At 40.5% G+C, this 18,589-nt stretch carries 18 protein-coding genes; 11 read left to right on the top strand and 7 right to left on the bottom strand.

Annotated features, from left to right (window positions below; genetic code table 11):
- Positions 1–291: 291 nt before the first annotated feature.
- From ACR65F_RS14240 to ACR65F_RS14230, 3 genes are all read right to left on the bottom strand, one after another.
- A complete protein-coding gene (locus ACR65F_RS14240) occupies positions 292–861 on the bottom strand; it encodes an SLOG family protein (protein WP_440504801.1) in 570 nt (189 codons plus the stop codon).
- 15 nt (positions 862–876) lie between these two features.
- Positions 877–2,829 carry a GTP-binding protein gene (locus ACR65F_RS14235; RefSeq protein WP_440504800.1) on the bottom strand — a complete coding sequence of 651 codons (1,953 nt, stop codon included), beginning with the start codon at positions 2,827–2,829 and terminating at the stop codon, positions 877–879.
- A gap of 80 nt (positions 2,830–2,909) precedes the next feature.
- Entirely contained in the window at positions 2,910–3,230 is a 321-nt protein-coding gene (locus ACR65F_RS14230) for a DUF5658 family protein (RefSeq protein ID WP_052245712.1), read from the bottom strand.
- Between the two features lie 286 nt (positions 3,231–3,516).
- Between ACR65F_RS14230 and ACR65F_RS14225 the strand changes: the two genes are divergently transcribed.
- The 6 genes from ACR65F_RS14225 to ACR65F_RS14200 all read left to right on the top strand — a co-directional run bounded on the left by ACR65F_RS14225 (position 3,517) and on the right by ACR65F_RS14200 (position 7,850).
- Positions 3,517–3,675 (top strand): hypothetical protein, encoded by a 159-nt coding sequence (locus tag ACR65F_RS14225; RefSeq protein ID WP_440504799.1) that lies wholly within the window; start codon positions 3,517–3,519, stop codon positions 3,673–3,675.
- A gap of 235 nt (positions 3,676–3,910) precedes the next feature.
- A complete protein-coding gene (locus tag ACR65F_RS14220; protein ID WP_440504798.1) occupies positions 3,911–4,690 on the top strand; it encodes an SDR family oxidoreductase in 780 nt (259 codons plus the stop codon).
- A gap of 89 nt (positions 4,691–4,779) precedes the next feature.
- On the top strand, positions 4,780–5,355 hold the full coding sequence (locus tag ACR65F_RS14215) for a histidine phosphatase family protein (RefSeq protein ID WP_440504797.1): 576 nt from the start codon (positions 4,780–4,782) through the stop codon (positions 5,353–5,355).
- 859 nt (positions 5,356–6,214) lie between these two features.
- On the top strand, positions 6,215–6,652 hold the full coding sequence (locus tag ACR65F_RS14210) for a VOC family protein (RefSeq protein ID WP_440504796.1): 438 nt from the start codon (positions 6,215–6,217) through the stop codon (positions 6,650–6,652).
- Positions 6,653–6,820: 168 nt separating this feature from the next.
- Positions 6,821–7,225 carry a hypothetical protein gene (locus ACR65F_RS14205; RefSeq protein WP_440504795.1) on the top strand — a complete coding sequence of 135 codons (405 nt, stop codon included), beginning with the start codon at positions 6,821–6,823 and terminating at the stop codon, positions 7,223–7,225.
- Positions 7,226–7,319: 94 nt separating this feature from the next.
- Entirely contained in the window at positions 7,320–7,850 is a 531-nt protein-coding gene (locus ACR65F_RS14200; RefSeq protein ID WP_440504794.1) for a GNAT family N-acetyltransferase, read from the top strand.
- A gap of 108 nt (positions 7,851–7,958) precedes the next feature.
- On the opposite strand, the gene ACR65F_RS14195 is transcribed toward ACR65F_RS14200, so the two are convergent.
- The gene (locus ACR65F_RS14195; RefSeq protein ID WP_125101878.1) at positions 7,959–8,822 is read right to left on the bottom strand and encodes a YitT family protein; all 864 of its coding nucleotides are present in this window, start codon (positions 8,820–8,822) and stop codon (positions 7,959–7,961) included.
- Between the two features lie 222 nt (positions 8,823–9,044).
- On the opposite strand from ACR65F_RS14195, the gene nhaC reads away from it, so the two are divergent.
- A complete protein-coding gene (nhaC, locus tag ACR65F_RS14190) occupies positions 9,045–10,529 on the top strand; it encodes a Na+/H+ antiporter NhaC (RefSeq protein WP_125101879.1) in 1,485 nt (494 codons plus the stop codon).
- Positions 10,530–10,586: 57 nt separating this feature from the next.
- On the opposite strand, the gene ACR65F_RS14185 is transcribed toward nhaC, so the two are convergent.
- Positions 10,587–11,828, bottom strand: coding sequence for a hypothetical protein (locus ACR65F_RS14185; RefSeq protein WP_440504793.1), 1,242 nt, complete (start codon positions 11,826–11,828; stop codon positions 10,587–10,589).
- An 86-nt stretch (positions 11,829–11,914) separates the two neighbouring features.
- Between ACR65F_RS14185 and ACR65F_RS14180 the strand changes: the two genes are divergently transcribed.
- From ACR65F_RS14180 to ACR65F_RS14170, 3 genes are all read left to right on the top strand, one after another.
- Positions 11,915–13,030 carry a mandelate racemase/muconate lactonizing enzyme family protein gene (locus ACR65F_RS14180; RefSeq protein ID WP_440504792.1) on the top strand — a complete coding sequence of 372 codons (1,116 nt, stop codon included), beginning with the start codon at positions 11,915–11,917 and terminating at the stop codon, positions 13,028–13,030.
- On the top strand, positions 13,027–13,710 hold the full coding sequence (locus tag ACR65F_RS14175; RefSeq protein ID WP_440504791.1) for a GNAT family N-acetyltransferase: 684 nt from the start codon (positions 13,027–13,029) through the stop codon (positions 13,708–13,710). Before ACR65F_RS14180 ends, ACR65F_RS14175 begins: the two co-directional genes overlap by 4 nt.
- A 112-nt stretch (positions 13,711–13,822) precedes the next feature.
- The gene (locus ACR65F_RS14170; protein WP_440504835.1) at positions 13,823–15,505 is read left to right on the top strand and encodes a methyl-accepting chemotaxis protein; all 1,683 of its coding nucleotides are present in this window, start codon (positions 13,823–13,825) and stop codon (positions 15,503–15,505) included.
- A 41-nt stretch (positions 15,506–15,546) separates the two neighbouring features.
- Here ACR65F_RS14170 and ACR65F_RS14165 read toward each other — a convergent pair whose 3' ends face one another.
- Positions 15,547–15,714, bottom strand: a complete 168-nt coding sequence (locus ACR65F_RS14165) for a hypothetical protein (RefSeq protein ID WP_185736903.1) — start codon at positions 15,712–15,714, stop codon at positions 15,547–15,549.
- Between the two features lie 48 nt (positions 15,715–15,762).
- Positions 15,763–16,326 carry an RNA 2',3'-cyclic phosphodiesterase gene (gene thpR, locus ACR65F_RS14160; protein ID WP_440504790.1) on the bottom strand — a complete coding sequence of 188 codons (564 nt, stop codon included), beginning with the start codon at positions 16,324–16,326 and terminating at the stop codon, positions 15,763–15,765.
- A gap of 111 nt (positions 16,327–16,437) precedes the next feature.
- On the opposite strand from thpR, the gene ACR65F_RS14155 reads away from it, so the two are divergent.
- Complete coding sequence (locus ACR65F_RS14155) at positions 16,438–18,522, top strand: catalase (protein WP_440504789.1); 2,085 nt, start codon at positions 16,438–16,440, stop codon at positions 18,520–18,522.
- Positions 18,523–18,589 lie beyond the last annotated feature (67 nt).

The following is an 18,589-nucleotide window of genomic DNA, read 5'->3' as shown; positions in this document are numbered from 1 at the left end:
CCGGAGGGATCAGTGAAAGCTGTGACGAAGAACAGCTTTTGCGAGTAAAAGCGAAGCGTTAGGAGCACGTGTTTTCGAAGGCCCTGGACTGAGCAAAGCGAGGGAAGCGAATGAGAGCAAGCCCCTCGGAAAGCGTCCGCTCGCAGTGGAAATCAACTTTTCATAGTTAATTCTATTGTAAAAGAAAAAACTGCAGGCAATCCCCATGTTTGCTAGAGTTTGTCTACATTCTGAGGCAGAGTGCTTATGCGCTTTGCCTTTTCTCTGTTTAAAAATGATACAACTTGCTTGTCAAAATTCCATAAAGGAATCTTGTTCTGCACGTTGGATGTCTTCTGCAATCAGTTGTAAATCATCTGCAGTAATCGTTAAGACTTCATACAACTGCTTCTCGGCAAACTTTTCGGCCATGCGCTTCATAAACTTCGGCGAGCCATCGTTTTCTTCGTCGTAAACTACGAGCAATCCATCTGAATTTCTTAGTAAAAATTTATCCCTCTCTATGAATTGCCAGGGTGCTTCATATGGGCGTTTCGTCAAACTCACTTGATAATCCGCTATGAGCTGGAGTTCTTCATAATCTTGCTTTTTCGCATCATTCCAGTTTTTATCCTGCTCTAAAAAAGGGGTAATGAGTGCGAGTTGAAGACTAGGAAAAGTATCTCTCAAATCATCCACAACTTGTCCAGCCCAGGTTTCACACCCAGGCTGACCACTAATAATGACCCATTCCAGTCCGTTTTCAACAAGTCCTTCGAGTCTATCTGCCAATGCTTTTTTTATAATATTGATCCCAGGATGCTTCGCATCGAAAATACCAAGTTCATGGGGTTTATAGCCAGTAACAATTACTCGTTTCATGAAAAATCTTCCTTTCTACTCAACTTCACAATGCATGGCAGCTTTAGCTTCTTGCCAGGGGACCACGTACCCTTTGCCTTTTGCACAAAACACCGATGAAGACGAGTATTCCGGATCAGCCGATTTGTCGTACTCGATCCTTTCTATCACTTGTACTGGATTATGACATGGGCCATATCCATCCAACGTCAGAATAAGAACTCCTTTGCCTCCAGTGTAGGAAGCGAATTCCGTACTGTAATTCATGAAGGTTGCAACAGGGACACGTCCAGTGACAGTCGTGTGGTTGCCTGAAGTTTCAGGTGCATGAAAACTTCCATGAGCCGTTTGTATATCCGTCAATGCTCGTCCAATGTAGTCACTATCGATTTTCATCTTAAAAGAGTAGTAAGGCTCAAGTAGTAGGTTTTCTGCTTGCTCCAACCCTTGTCGGAGTGCGCGGAACAGGGATTCTCTGAAATCACCGCCAGAGGTATGCTCATTATGGGAACGCCCCGTTAATAACGTGACTGAAATATCGGTAAGCGGGGAACCCGTTAAAATCCCGTGATGGTCGCGTTCAAATAAATGCTTTTCAATGACACGTTGATGTCCATGAGTAAGGGCATCCGTATGGCAAAGTGACGTAAAGTGAATGCCTGAACCGCGCTCAGCAGGTTCCATTTTCACGTGCACTTCGGCATAATGTTTTAACGGTTCGAAATGACCGTATCCAGTAACCGTCGACGCAATCGTTTCTTTATAAAGAATGGTAGGAGTTCCGAAAGTAACATTCATATTGAACCGCTCTTGTACAATATGTTGCAACACTTCAAGCTGGATTACACCCATGACCCGGATTTCGATTTCTTGGCTATGCTCATTCCATACTGCATGTAATGTTGGATCTTCAGCATCGAGCATGTTGAACAAGTTCCACACGTCTTTACTGGAATAGGAGGGATCATACTGGACAGCGGCTTTAAGTGCAGGTTTCGAACTGTATGGATTACGTTCGTCTTCGAGACCAATCGTGTCTCCAGCAGATGCATTCGTCAGACCTGTTACAGCGACTAAATCTCCTCCAGTTGCTTCGGGGATTGGGATGAATTTAGTACCGCTATATATCCTGATTTGTGTAACCTTTTCATCCAGACCACCAACCATCAATTCGTCACGTACATGAAGAGTACCGCTTGAAACTTTTAAAAAGGTGATGCGTTGACCATTCTCGTCATGGCGAATCTTATATACAGATGCAGTAAATGGCTTACTATCGTTATCCGTTTCTGGTCGATCTATGAGAGTTACAAATGTAGAAAAGAAAGAATCGATGCCAATGTCCTTCAATGCAGATCCTTGTCCGCTTGGAAAAACTTTTCCGTTCTGTACAAGGAGTTTCAACGTCTTCATCCAATAATCTGCATCGTAACCTGATTCCAAATAGCGGTCCAGTAAAGAGTCATCACGCTCCGCAAGCCACTCTGCCAATTCTTCTGACATCGTTCCATCATTATCAATCTGACCCAGGTCAAAACAATCTGCAGACAACGATTCCTGAAGGTCGACCATAACAGCAGCTGCATTAGCTGTTTCACGATCTGTCTTGTTAATGAACAAAAATGTAGGAACCTTAGCATCTCTCAGCAATTGCCAGACTCTTTCTGTATGACCTTGGACACCGTCAACAGCGCTAACTAATACAATCGCTGCGTCCATTACTTGTACTGCCCGCTCCATTTCAGGGGAGAAGTCGGCATGACCTGGAGTATCGATTAGTGTAAATGAGCTACCCTCATATTCAATCTCTGCCTGTTCTGCAAACACAGTAATTCCTCGAGCGCGTTCAATCGAATGATTATCTAAAAAAGTATCTTGATGATCCACACGACCACGTTCCCGTATCTGTTTCGTCAAGAAAAGGAGTTGTTCTGAAAATGTCGTTTTCCCCGCATCCACATGTGCGAGAATTCCTATTGTTTGTTTCATCTATGTACCCGCCATTTCCCAAAGTCGTTGTACTGACAGTATAGCACCAACACGATTTTAGATGAAATACGGGAAATTCTTTATGAAAATTGAAGCACTAACCAAAAAACATGCAACCCAGATATTACGGCGTAAAGACCAATGGTAAATTGGAGGAGTCTTTGCACGAATCTAGATCGAGCAACTACCGATTGAAGAGTAAATAGGCTAATTGGAAGGCTGAGCTTCACAAAGTAAAATCCAATAACACTACTTTCATATACATAATCCATCATTAGATTTGCTTCCACAATCAGCTCAAAACGTAATCCGAAATCGGTTGCAAAAGCGTCAAAAATAGACAAGCCTAACAATACCCAAAGCAATCGATTCGTACCAACTGAAACAGAGCTTTTCAGCATAATAACTCTCCATTCTGATATACATAGTTATCAGCATGCATATCAGAAAGAGCATCTATACAAGTTGTTGAAATTCTATCCTTCAAAAAGTCTTCGCCTGGAATGTTTAACAGCACAGTTAGTTATGTAGTTTTAAAGTTTGAGCATTTGCAACGGAAATTGATTATTTTGAAAAAAGTGCAATAATGGAAGTGGAAATTTGATACAATTTAATGGATATGAAGAATACTAATTTCAGCAAACAGGGCAAGATTGACAAAGAGAATTGATCAAAAGAGGGATGTTGATGGTCGATAAACAAAATAAAAACATTATATTAATATGTTTAATAATAATTGCTTTAAAACCAGTTCCATCTTTTCAATCTGACTTCCCACCGCCTTTATATTTTCCGATTGGAGAAAGTGTTGTTCAACTGGGGGGGGAATCGAATAGCTATTATTGATACCGCTTCGGACTCAGGCATGCGTGGAGAAATGTTTGTACTCGAATTTAGTGAAACTGAGAAGACAATTGACTTAATTGGAAGATACAATTACGTTGATTTTTTCAATAATCCGCAAAAATATAATCAGTGAAAATTGTCTTGCTCCATCATCGGCGGGGAATCTGAAAAATGTACCTGCGCCTTTTGAGTAAAAGAGACAAATAGTTTTCGGAACAAAGATGGGGAGGAAAATATGGGCATTTTAAATGGGAAAATAGCAATTGTAACTGGTGCAAGTCGTTCTCAAGGTATTGGCTCTGCAATTTGTTTAATGCTTGCAGAAGCAGGTGCAGATATATTTTTTACCCATTGGAGCGATTATGACAAAAATGAAGGTAATGGTGCAGAAGAAGATTATCCATATGTATTAAGTAACAAGATAAAAGATTTTGGAGTACGGTGCCATCATATGGAGGCTGATTTGTCAGAACCAGAAGCACCAACAAAGATTTTAAATTGTACTGAAAAGACTCTTGGTACGGCAAGTGTGTTAGTAAACAATGCCACCTATCAAAAATCAGTTAACTTCCGTACCATGAATGCAGAAGTTCTTGATAGACATTATCAGATAAACAACAGTGGAACAATTCTACTAAGCACGGAATTTGCTAAAAGGTTTGAGATGGCTTTTCCCAGTAAAAGTGGTGGAAGAATTATCAATTTTGTCTCAAAAGGGCCAGACCCAAATAATCTAGCCTATATTGCTTCGAAAGGTATGCTAATTGCAATAACTGAACCATTATCAGTAGGACTCGCCCCCATAGGTATTACCGTCAATTCAATTGACCCAGGGCCAACTGATTCAGGCTGGATGGATAAAGAATTAAAAGATTCATTATCGCACTTCTTCCCTACAGGGCGTGTTGGACAACCGGAGGATGCAGCGAGATTAATAAGATTTTTAGCTAGTGATGAGTCGGAGTGGATTACAGGTCAAGTCATCAAATCTGAAGGTGGGTATGCAGGTAGATAATTTAAGTGCGGAAAACGGGGCGATTAAGAAACATGAGTTAAGATATGAACAATTTATTTTAAATTGTAACTATGAGTGGTGGTGATCAAGTGGAGTTGATATTTATTCGTCATGGCCAAGGGGAACACACTTTAAACTTACCAGGTAGCTTGCACGTAAAGAATCCTTCGTTAACAGTAAACGGAATATATCAAGCCAAGTTGTTAAGAAAAAAGTTCCTTCTAACGGATGAGGGTATTATTTTTATTAGCCCTATAAGAAGAACCTTAGAAACTGCACTGATTTGGACTAAGAATATTGACTGTCGTAAGATTGTAAGTCCATTAGTTTCTCCACGAATATTCCCTGCGCGTACAAATGGAAAGACGTTGCCTTGTGATGAAATTATTGATTTAGAAACAATAAAAATAGATTATCCTGATCTAGAACTAGATAAAAATGTGTCTTCTTATTTATGGCGCGAAGGTATTAATACTATGCCGGATAGTGAATACAATAAGATTGCTCACGAATTTATAGCGAGTTTGAAGTTGTTGAAAAGAAATAAAATTTATGTAGTTTCGCACGATGGTACGATTACCGCATATCGCCAATTTATAACTGGCTGTAGTTTGTCGAGAGAAGACTTTCTGGATGAAACAGGATGGTTTGAAATTACATGTTGACCTATAACTATGCAGTTGTGAATTCTATTCTTTTATGACTTTCAGCAAAATGCTGTGATTACTTGATAAGCTCTAGCATCTATATCGCAATTTGGGCAATATGTAACTATAAGATTGAAATTTATGGGGGGCTCAATATGAAGGACAGAGTATTGTCTATGGTAATATTGTTTTTTGTTTTAGGAAGTGTAGTAGTAAGCAGCATGTCATCCCTAAGTCATACCTTTCAATCAAGTTTTTATATCGTAGCTATGGTGATTTTAATCATTATTGGGATGCTATATATTTTTGAAAAAGTTAAAAGCATTAGACAATAAACTATATGTATTGACGTCGATCTGACGCAGTTGTTGCAAGGGCTGCGTTACAATCGGGCAGATGATTAGAAGTTGAAAAGGAGGAGAGGAAAATTAAATTAGGTTCAATTAATAGCACGGTTAACATAGGAGATATCGTATTTACACTGGTTTCACTAAGTTTTACAGTGATAATTATAGCTTTGATTGTATTATTGATTCGTTCTAAAAATAAGCGAAAACAGCAACTCGATAGAATTGAAAAGAAAATAGATAACCTTAATCAGTAAAAAAGGCAGACAATCCAAAGCGCTAATGAGCAAGCGTGTCCACTCTTCTTTCAATAGACACGCAACTTAGAAAAGGGACTCAACAAAATGAAGAAATTAAAGAACTGTTGAAAAAGCTAGTAGAAAAAAGTGCGAATGACTAATTACTTGTTGAACATCACTTTTAAAGAAATATTGGTGAGAAGGAAGATAATTTGAATGTTATTACTGATACTAATAAACCTTACATGAATACGGATATTGAAAATAATGGGAACATTGGAGGTGTGAAATTTGAAAATCAATAAAATAGATCATGTGAGTATAAATGTAAATGATCTTTTGGAGACCAAAGCGTTTTTTCTCGATTTAGGACTTGAAGTGCAGGCGGAATGGGAGTTGCATGGAGAACAGTTGGACAGAATAGTTGGGCTTAATGGGGTTAAAACGGCATGTGTAGGACTGGGGATGCCAGATGGTCAGACATGGATAGAGCTAGTCAAATTCTATACACCGTCAGATGAAAATGATATTCAGCAACCTTTAGCAAATACGCTGGGTATTCGACATATTTGCTTTAATGTTGAAGATATTGAAGCTATTATTGCGAAATTGAAAAAGAATGGCACTGAAATCTTTAGTGAGATAGAGCAATATGAAGAAAGTTATAAGTTATGCTACGTTCGTGGTCCAGAGGGGATTATTTTAGAGTTGGCGGAGAAAATCAGATAAATATTGAAAGGGACTTTAAATGATTTGAAATGATTTAACTCTCCAATTTTAAAGATTCTTCTTATACTATCGGAGGCAATTTCTGTGTAAGAGGTTGCACCCATATCCTTCAAATTTACAAAAAAAATAATTTTTTGGATAAATGACTCTTTCTTTCGAGGTGAAAATATGTTTAAAATAATTGTCTTGATTCTATTTTTACTTTTTATGTATTTTGTTTTATTCGGTGAAAAAAGAGCTATCAGGGTTACAGTTCTCCTTTATTTCACTTTGCTTTCTATCGTATTTTTATCAGGAATCGCCAAAATAACGGATAAGTATCACTTATATGATGGACCTGTAATGGACGGTGGTTTTCAAAGTCTTGGTGATTGGGTAGGATCATTTTCTTTCTTGTACATTTTACCTTCGCTTGTAATTATTGCTTACGTTTCGTTTAGAATAGCAAAAAGGCTAGTTGCTAAAACTTGGTTAAGAGTCATCATCTATCTATTGTGGTTGGCTTTATTACTAGCAATTAGTTTCATTTCGATGTTTATTTTTACGTTAATTTTTTATGGATTTGCTCCTTAACTAATTGAAGTATCTATTTAAGCAATCATCCTCAATTGAGGGGGGAAAGGCTGCGTTACAATAGGGCTAGATTGAAAAACTTAAGAGGTGTGAAATGATATATTTAGAAACTGCAAGATTAATATTACGGGATTGGAAAGAAACAGATCTAGAACCATTTCGAAGACTCAATGAAGACGAAGAAGTTATGACATATTTTCCTGCGAGCTTAACATATGAAGAAACAAATGCTTTTTATCAAGCAATAATATCTGAAATTAAAGAATGTGGATTTGGATTATATGCTGTGGAAGAAAAAACAAATAGGGAGTTTATTGGGCTAATAGGATTTCATAGGGCAACATTTGACGCTGATTTTACACCTTGCATAGAAATTGGGTGGCGACTTAAAAAAGAAGCTTGGGGAAAAGGATATGCAACAGAGGGAGCGGCCGCCTGTTTAGAATATGGATTCACCGAACTAAATTTTACTGATGTTTATAGTTTTACGGCTAATATCAATCAACCTTCAAAAAACGTGATGAGAAAAATTGGTATGAATTTTATTGGGAATTTTGATCATCCGAAAGTTAAAGAAGGCAGTTCATTAAAAAAACATGTACTATTTCATATAAATCGAAAGTGATTCGGTTACAGGATCTCAAGTTTTCGCGAGTTTCTTTTATAAATACAAAATTAAAGGGCTGGCCCATAGTGTCATGTATATGACTTCTTGGGACAGTCCTTTATGCTATTAATGGATTGCTGACTTAAACCGTGAACCGTGAGTTTCTTGTGTATCCATAATTGTCGTAAATGCAGATGGATCGATATCATGCACAATCTCTTTTAACTTCGTCAACTCAAGACGCGTCACCACTACATAAATAACATCTTTTTCATCATCACTATATCCACCTTTACCGTGCAACTTAGTCACGGAACGTCCTAAGCGCTTGCCAATCGCAGCAGCCATTTCTTCGTATTCATCCGAAACGATAATCGCTGCTTTCGTCTCGTCAAACCCTTGAATAACAGCATCGATCGCTTTGGCCGCTATATAATAGGTCAAAATGGAATACATTGCTTTTTCAGGGCCAAGCACAAATCCTGCCCAACCAAAGATAAAGATGTTAAGGAACATCACGAATTCACCAACTGAATAAGGAACTTTTTTCGTCAACAATATCCCCAATATTTCTGTTCCATCCAGTGCGCCACCATTTCGAATGACAATCCCAACACCCGCTCCAAGAAGTATTCCTCCAAAAGCTGTCGCAAGTAGTGGGTCTGTTACAAATGGGCCGACTGCTTTCAATGGAAATTCGATGACAGCTAGAAATACAATAGCAAACGAGGAAGAGAGGAAAAAGTTTTTCCCAATATGTTTGTACCCAAAAAATACAAACGGTAAGTTGAAAATCAGAATTAAAATTCCGAAGGGGATGTCGCTTAAATAATTGATGATCAGTGAAATTCCGATAATCCCACCATCAATGACTGAGTTAGGAATTAAGAATAACTCCAATGCAACTGCTGCAAGTCCAGCCCCAAACGCGATAAATAAATATCGCAGTACAATATGCCAGAATGTCTCCTTTTTATGCTCCTTTTTCATAGTAAGTAACCACCTTTGTTCTATAGAATTGTACCCAGATCATTATCAATAACTGGGAAGGAGGAGCTCATAAGTGTAGAATCATTCTGTTTTAACTAGTATACCATTGTAACCGTTTACAGAAAAACTATTGACAATGCAGAAAAGCGCGTTTATTATTCGATTAACGACTATTAAGCGACAGTTACTGCTAGTCTGACATTTTGCTGGGGGTGGTTCCAAATGGAACAGAGAAAAACAAGAGAGAAACGGGAGATTAATTTTTGGATGGCGATCCTACCGTTAGTAATTATGATTGGCGTCATGCTGGTCACAGTGGTCTGGCTTGAACAAGGCCCTCATATGCCGTTAATCGTTGGAACTTCAATTGCATCACTTGTCGCTTGGAAATATGGATTCAACTGGAAAGAAATAGAGGAAATGATGTATAAAGGGATTCGTCTGGCGCTTCCTGCAGTCGTAATCATCATGCTTGTCGGACTCACGATTGGTTCATGGATGGGTGGAGGAATTGTCGCTACGATGATTTTTTACGGCCTAAAACTAATTACGCCTGCTTGGTTCTTAGTAGCAATTATGATCATTTGTTCGATCGTTTCACTCGCAATCGGAAGTTCATGGTCTACTATGGCGACGATCGGTGTTGCAGGAATGGGTATTGGGCTCAGCATGGGCATTCCAGCGGGGATGGTTGCAGGAGCGGTCATTTCTGGTGCTTATTTTGGGGATAAAATGTCACCGCTTTCAGACACGACAAACTTAGCTTCCGGTCTAACCGGTACGGATCTATTTGATCATATTAAACACATGTTATATACAACGATTCCAGCGCTCATCATCGCATTTGGTGTGTTCACGGTGCTCGGTAGACGTTTCGCAGATGGAAATCTCAATATGGACAATATCGCTCAAACTTCAAAAGTCATGGAGGAAAGTTTCCTTATCTCACCTTGGCTATTACTCGTACCACTTTCTGTAATTGTCATGGTGGCACTAAAAGTTCCAGCTGTTCCAGCACTTATTGTCGGAATCGTAATGGGGTTCCTGAGCCAGATTTTCATTCAAGATGGCTCGGTTACAGAAGCGTTAGTTGCATTACAAGAAGGGTTCTCCATTAAAACAGGAAATGAACTCGTCGACAACTTGTTTGACGGGGGTGGACTGGACTCCATGATGTATACCGTATCGATGACAATAGTTGCAATGACGTTCGGCGGAATCTTGGAGTATTCCGGTATGCTGAAGGCAATCATGGATCAGCTCTTGAAAGTTGTAAAGTCGACATCGTCATTGATCATCTCAACGATTGGTGCTTGCTTTATGACGAATGCAACATGTTCTGAACAATACATTTCAATTGTTGTACCTTCACGTATGTTCAGTAAAGCTTATAAAGATAAAGGTCTCAGTTCGAAAAACTTATCTCGTGCGCTAGAAGATGGAGGGACGTTAACATCAGTATTCATCCCATGGAATACGTGTGGAGTATTCATCCTTGGAACACTTGGTGTTGGAGTGACAGAGTACGGCCCCTACGCGATTATTAACTTTGTCGTTCCAATACTATCAATTATCTACGCGTTGACTGGATTCTCTATTGTGAAAATGACAGCAGAGGAAAGACAACGTGTGGACGAAGAGGAAAAGAAATTATTAGGGGATTCATTGGAAGAGCAGCAAGAACAACAAGTGCCCGTCCATTCATAAAAAAGAGAGGCTGTTCAGGGAATCAGGTGTTAACTGATTTACTGGGCAGCCTTTTCTTTAATACACCGGAAAGTTCAACTCATAAACAGCTCGTGGCCTTCCTTGCCGATATGTCATTTCTTCGCCTACTGTGTTTGCATACGCGCTCGAAAGTAACTTTCTAATGGTCCGTTCTGCAGTTCGGCGAGAAACACCTAGGTGACTCGCTAAATCATTTGCAGTGAATTGAGTGGATTGTTGACTTTGACCGAATGTGGCAAGCTTTGATAACACAGCTGGACTTAGAGCTGTTTTTTCAGCTATTTCTGCGAGGACAGGTTCAATTACTCTCAATTCAACAGCACTTCCAGTTGAGTGAAGAAGACTATGCAATTCTTTCTTTTCGTCCAACAAATAGGGACCCACGTTCTGTTCGGTTCGCATATATCGGAGTGCACTCAGAGCGTTTTCCTTTGCCGAGGTAAGTGTACGGCCGCTTCCGAAAGCCAACTGACCTCCCACTTGTGCGGCGAGTAGTTGGAATTCAGGTATGTGCAAAGCCGACTGAATGGCACCTTGAGTTGTGTAAAATAGGATACCTTCTTCTGCATGTATGCAATGGGCGTGCAAAAAGTGAGCAAGCTTTTTAGAAGCGTCTTTCATTTCAGGTGTGAGAATGGGATCATCTAAAATACCTGCAGCGATTTTGGCAGTCTCGCTTTTTTGTAAAAGTGCTTCTTGGCAAACACGGTCAATTGTTTTTAAGAATGAACTTTTTACACTAATCATTTTAAAAACAGGGATTCCAAGATCAGTTAAACGATCATAAACCGCATGAACACTAGTAACGGCGACATTGAAAAGGTTCTTCTCAAAAGCTGATGAGTGAAATTGAACAAGCTCGTCTAAAGCATAATTTTCTTCTAATTGATAAATGAGAGGGCGCTGTTCACCAGCCTTTATATCTGCTAATACGTTTTCTATGACGGTGGATTCACGAACATCGATAGACACATTTTCGAGTTCCAACGGTTGTTTTAATGAAATTGCCAGTAGTGTAGTTGTGATCTCCGTCTCGTCTTGTTTTAGATAGACGGAAGGCACAGGAATCGATGCTAGTACGTCAGTCGAGGCGACATAAGGAAGTGATCCAGAAAAAAGAATTGCATCACAAGGAAGTAACTTTTTCAAAAGGTCAGGTGCTTCACTAGGAATGGTATATGGATACAAATCTAAAATGATTTCACTGCGTTGCTCGGTGAATTGTATTGCACGTTGACAAAATTCTTTGGATCCGAATATCGCGACTTTTGTTCTCATGTTCAACCACCTTTTTAATTAGCGACTATTTAACGACAATGATACAATGAAATTAATAACTTGCCAAGCAGGAAGGGGATATTTGTATGAAAATTAAAGAAATTGAGATTTTTGCTATTAGACTACCACTTCATGAGCCATTCGTCATTAGTTATGCAACGTATGATGACATGCCTTCAATCATCGTGAAGCTTACTACTGACACTGGAATCGTCGGATATGGGGAAGCCGTTGCAGATGATCACGTCACTGGGGAGAGTTGGGAAGGGACGTTCGCAGTGCTTCGCCATACGTTAGCTCCAGCTGTTATCGGACTGAATCCGAGTGAATTTGAACGCCTTCATGAAACGATGGACAAAGAAATTTACGGAGTACCAACTGCAAAAGCAGCCATTGACATCGCTTGTTTCGATGCCGTGGGTAAAAGTCTTGGAATACCAGCCTACCAATTACTCGGTGGCCGTTATCATAGTGAATTCCCGATTACACACGTCTTAAGCATTGGGGAGCCGGAAGCGATGGCAGAAGAGGCTGCTCAGCGTATGGAGGCGGGATATACATCGTTTAAAATGAAGGTCGGAACAAATGCTGCTGAAGACGTGAAACGCATTCAAGCGGTTCGTAAACGTGTAGGAGAAACTATCGCAATTCGAGTGGACGTCAACCAAGGTTGGGTCAATAGTTCGACTACATTGCAGGCTATGAAAAAGTTAGAAGCTTGCCATCTTGACTGGCTGGAACAGCCCGTTAAGGCAGATGATATCGATGGGTTGGTCGAAGTGAAATCGAAGTGTGCAACGCCTTTGATGGCGGATGAAGGACTTCGAGGAGTACGAGAAATGCGTGAAATCATCGCAAAACGTGCAGCAGACAAAGTGAATATTAAGTTGATGAAATGTGGCGGGATGTATCCTGCTATGAAACTCGCGCACATGGCAGAAATGGCGGGAATCGATTGTCAAGTAGGCTCAATGGTGGAGTCCTCCATCGGATCAGCAGCAGGATTCCATGTGGCGTTCTCTCAAAAAGCAATGTCTAGTGTTGAATTGACGGGGCCTCTTAAATTCAGCAAAGATGTTGGGAATCTACAATACGATGTTCCATTCATTCGCTTGAACGAAAAGCCAGGTCTCGGTATTGAAATCGACGAATCGGTGTTGACCGAACTTACTGTGTTCAGTGAAAAAGTGGTGTCTTTATGAAGCAGGTAACACTGAAAGATGGAACCTTACTACCAGTCATCAAGTTAACGAAGCGTGATTTACCTGAAATCATGCAGTTGCAAACGAAAGTAATCGAGCATTTATCCGAGAAAACATTTTTGCAGCCGTTAACAGATGAGGAATTTGAATACATTTTAGATGGAAACGGATTGCTTGTTGGTGTTCGTGCAAAAGAGAGCCTCATAGCTTTTCGAGCGCTAAGGGATCCGGGCGAAGACCCTGAGCACCTAGGTGAAGATGCAGGCATTCCTAAAGAACAGTGGAGTTCCGTTTTGTATTCAGAAATTACTAATGTACATCCAGATTTTCAAGGGAACGGATTGCAGCGTCAGCTCGGGAAAATTGTGATGGAAGAGGTCGATACAAATCAGTTTAAGTATGTCTGTACGACAGTTGCACCCTTCAATATTGCGAGCATTAAAGACAAGTTTGAATTGGGGATGCATATTGCAGCACTTAGTGTGAAATATGAAACACTCACCCGTTACATCATGATGAAAAATCTAGTAGCTGACGTGTCTGTTGCGAATGATGACACGATTGAAGTTGGGATGGGCGAGACTGCCAAGCAACAGAAACTTTTAGGAGCAGGTTGGATTGGCACTTCTATTCATGCGCATGATGAAGGATTTATGGTCACTTATAGGAAAATGAAATAATAAGGACTATAGGGTTAATTGTATTTCGATGAAAACTAGACCTATGCACCTATCTGCGAGTAGGATATACTAAAGCTATTCGACTATAGTTAGGTGGGTACATATTGTGAGTATGACTGTTGGGAAAAGGCTCTGGTTCGGTTTTCTAGCTGTATTAATCATTATGGCATTAATGGGATCAGCAAGCTTTTGGGCACTTTCTACATTAGATCGTGAGTACAAAGAACTTATCAATGATCGTATCCAGAAAGTAATGCTTCTGGAACAACTGAATGCCATACAATCTCAAAAATCAAATGAAATACGAGGCTATATGATTTTTGACCAAATTTCCTATTTAGAAAGCCGAGAAACACTTATTAAAGAATTTAAAGAGAAGTCCGAAACGCTAGAGAAGATGTTGCGTACCAAGAAAAACAAAGAACAGCTTGCCGATATTCTCAGCTCCTCGACAAGTTACGATGAGTTAACGGATAAAGCAATCAAAAGCTATCAAATCGAGTCGAAAGAGCGTGGAGTCGAAGTTTCTTCACAAGCTTCGCTCTATCAAGATGTGATGACAGGTCAAATTTCCGAATTGATAACAGCGCAGGAAAAAGCACGTGGTAAGGCGGAAAAAGACTTAGAAAAGTCCATTCAGACAGTGAAACTTCTGATTATTGGGATGGCGGTTCTAGCTGTAGTTGCGGGAATTGTGATTGCTCGAGTAATTAGTAGGATGATTGCACGTCCTGTCGGGAAAATGACAGAAGCATTTCAACAAATTGCATCTGGCGACTTAGCGGCACAACCAGTGATGGTTAAAAACAAGGATGAAATTGGTGATATGGCGGCCGCATTTAATGGAATGTCGAGTAATTTGCGATCCGTTATTACACATGTACAAGATTCTGCCCATCAGCTTGCGGCTCAAGCTGAACAACTTTCTGCAGGTGCAGAAGAAAGCTTGGCTGCATCGGAGACGGTTGCAAGTATCTCTAAACAAAGTCTGCAGGCGAGTACCGACCAGCAATCGCTCGTATCAGAATCGAATGTGGCAATAAGTGAGGTTCTAAACACTGTGGATACGATTTCTTCTGATAACGAAGAGATGCTCCGTTCGTCTGAACAAGTAACGAAATTAGTCCAAGAAGGATCGACCTCTTTGATGACTTTCTCTACCAAAATGTCGTCGATCAGTTCATTAATGAAGAACTCATCACAAACAATTACTGAGATGGCAGAGCACTCGGAAAATATACGTGGCGTGACGTCAATGATTACAGGTTTAGCAGATCAGACCAATTTACTGGCGCTAAACGCGGCAATTGAAGCAGCGCGCGCAGGCGAGCACGGAAAAGGCTTCGCAGTTGTAGCTGAAGAAGTTCGTAACTTGGCAGAGCAGTCAAAAAGTTCCTCTGCTGAAATCGATCAGCTTATTGCAGTTATGATTGAAAATGTAAAACACGCTGTTGAACAAACAGAGGTGAGTGCGAATCAGATGCAAGAGGGGCTAGTCGTCACTAACCGGACTAACGAAGTTTTCGAGGAAATCGAACTGGCAGCGTCTGACGTGGATGAACGTGTAAGTAAGGTTTCAAGTTCAATTGAAATCATGAAGTCCATGATTCAAAATGTGGTTGACCATGCCACCTCAATTGAATCACTAGCTCAACAAGCTGCAGATGAAGCGGAATCGGCACGGGCTTCTTCAGAAGAACAGCTAGCAGTCAATGAAGAAATCTCAACAAGTGCTCAACTTCTTGCAGAACTGGCGGAGAAGTTACAGAAAAATATGAATCAGTTTACGGTATAACAAAACCGGCCTCCTGTCATTATAAACTGGAGGCCGGTTTTTTACGTGCGTTTCTTATTTGTTTTTTGCTGTTTCATGAGCGACTCGATGTTATCTATTTCACGTGCCATTTCTGCTCTCATTTCTGAAGCAGAGAGTTTTTGGTTTTTCGGTGTTTGCGGTAGAGAGGCTGCATTCTTTCCGCCCTTTGCATGTTCATCGCGTCCCATAATCATGCTCCTTTCATCAGGTTTCATCCACTTCAGTATGTGCAGAATTTAGTCATCGATACTAGAAGAATGGCCAAATGAAAATGTGTATTCCGGGGAATACTTAGGAGACTTTGTAGGGTCAATTGAATAGAGAATCATCCCGGATACGTCTAAAGCCAATGGTTCAAATTGCTCCTCTTTGATTGGAATAGAGAATTTATCCTTTTTCTTTTTAGCAATTGTAATGTGTGGCGTGTAGTCTGACGTCGCCGGTTTTTGTAAAACTGATTCCAGACGTTCAGAGAGTTGTTGGTAAAGTCCGTTTAACTGGAAACTTTGTTGAACAGAGAGATATACAACACGGGGTCCAGCGGGATTCCCGAAACATGATACGCCATTTAACGAAATTGTGAAAATATCCGTGCTAGCTGCGAGTGTCTGCATTTCTTGCTTCACAAGTGCAAGCTGGAAATGGCTAAGTTCACCGAAAAAAAGTAATGTAACGTGTAGGTCTTCAGGATGCGGAATAACCTTATAATGTGATGGAAGATCATAATGTACGCTAGTAGCTGTAAGTTTTTCGTTAACTAATTCAAAAGGGACATGGATAGCTGCAAAATAATGTGTCATGGCAAACCCCTCCTTTGTGTTTCTTAGTATAGCAAGAAATAATGTAGCTATGTTCTAGGTAACCCGCCTTAGTGGGGTTGCATACACTATCAGGGAGCGAGAGATGAATCGATGAAAGGGGATTGCGTGAAACATTCAAATGGAGAACATCCTGGTATGCCGAACCAAAATGCTAAACAACGCCAATTAGGAGAATACCGTGTCAATAACTATGGAAAACCGATGACAACCAATCAAAGTCTTAAAGTATCCGGAGACGAAAATTCTTTGAAAGCTGGAGTTCGTGGCCCTACACTGTTGGAAGATTTTCACCTGAGAGAGAAAATCACACATTTTGATCATGAAAGGATCCCGGAGCGAGTTGTTCATGCCCGTGGTTATGCTGCCCATGGTGAATTTGTTTTACACAAATGTATGAAAGAATATACAACAGCGAAATTTCTCCAAGAAGTTGGAAAAGTAACTCCGCTGTTTACCCGATTTTCTACTGTAGTAGGAAGCAGAGGTTCGCAGGAAACAGCCAGGGACGTTAGAGGATTCGCAGTAAAGTTTTATACCGAAGAGGGGAATTATGATTTAGTAGGAAACAACATACCAGTGTTTTTTATACAAGATGCCATCAAATTTCCAGATCTGATTCATGCCGTTAAACCCGAGCCGCATAATGAAATGCCACAAGCTGCATCGGCTCATGACACCTTTTGGGATTTTGTTGCCAACAACCAGGAAACAGCTCATATGATAATGTGGCTCATGTCCGATAGAGCGATTCCCACGAATTTCAGGAAAATGGAAGGTTTCGGTGTGCATACGTTCAGACTCGTGAACGCTGAAGGGAAAGCGCATTTCGTGAAATTTCATTGGAAACCTAGATTAGGCATACACTCTCTAGTTTGGGATGAAGCACAAAAAATTGGCGGAAAAGATCCCGATTTTCACCGGCGAGACTTGTGGGAAGCGATCAACGCCGGAAGCTACCCTGAATATGACCTAGGAGTCCAACTTATAAGAGAAGAAGATGAGTTCATGTTTGACTTTGATATTTTAGATGCCACAAAACTATGGCCCGAAGAAATTGTGCCAGTTGAATTAATCGGTACGATGACATTGAATCGAAACGTCGATAATGTATTTGCAGAGACTGAACAAGTGGCTTTTCATCCGGGGAATGTAGTGCCGGGAATCGATTTTACGAATGATCCATTATTACAAGGTCGATTATTTTCATACTTGGATACGCAATTGCTTCGCTTAGGGGGACCGAATTTTGCTGAAATCCCGATTAATCGTCCTGTCTGTCCGTTTCACAATAACCAAAGAGACGGGTTCAGCAGACAGCGTATCGACGTCGGGCAAGTGAGCTATCATAAAAACTCCCTCGCAAATAATACACCTTCACCTACGCCTGTAGACAAAGGTGGATACGAGCATTACCAAGAAAAAGTAGAAGGGCATGTCATCCGTGCCAGCAGTCCATCGTTTGATGATCATTTCTCCCAGGCTCGTCTATTTTGGAACAGCATGGCACCTTATGAGAAGCAACACATCATTGATGCGTTTAGTTTTGAGGTCGGTAAAGTACAAAGTCAATCTGTGCGACAACAAGTCGTGGATATGTTTTGTAACGTCGATAGCGGACTCTCAGCAGCAATTGCAACTGCGGTTGGAGTAAAGCGTCCAGAATGCACCCCATCGAATGTTACAGCGTCCTCACAAGCACTCAGCATGAAGTATACGGTTTTCGTTCCGGAAACATTGAAAGTGGCAATCCTGATCGGAGAAGGATTTGATAGTACAGTCATTGGAAATGCAGTTAAATCACTTCGTAACGCGGGCGTCACGGTCGATATAGTGAGTGGAACACTAGGAACGGTTAAAGGAACGGCAGGTAAAACTGCTATTGCAAATCAGACGTTTTTAACTGCATCACCTGTTTTGTATGACAGTGTGCTGGTAGGTGGCGGCACATCGACCCATCCTGCAGAATTTGACAATAATATGCGTAACTTTATTGAAGAACCGTGGGAGCATTTTAAACCAATTGCTTTTACCAATAATGGATCACGTTTTATTTCGATGACATCTGTCCATGAAGGTCCTGGCATTGTTGTCGAAAAGAACGAGCATGATTTTAATCAAGACTATATAAATGCATTAGCAAAACAAAGATTTTGGGAAAGGAATATCTACAAATAATAAATCTGAAGTGCACATGGGCCATTCTCAATGAATAACTTTTCAAATTCTCCTCATCCTAGGAAGG

The sequence above is a fragment of the Sporosarcina sp. SAFN-010 genome (assembly GCF_059415065.1).
Note: the sequence above shows the minus strand (reverse complement) of the source record. Positions and strands in the feature narration are given on the sequence as shown.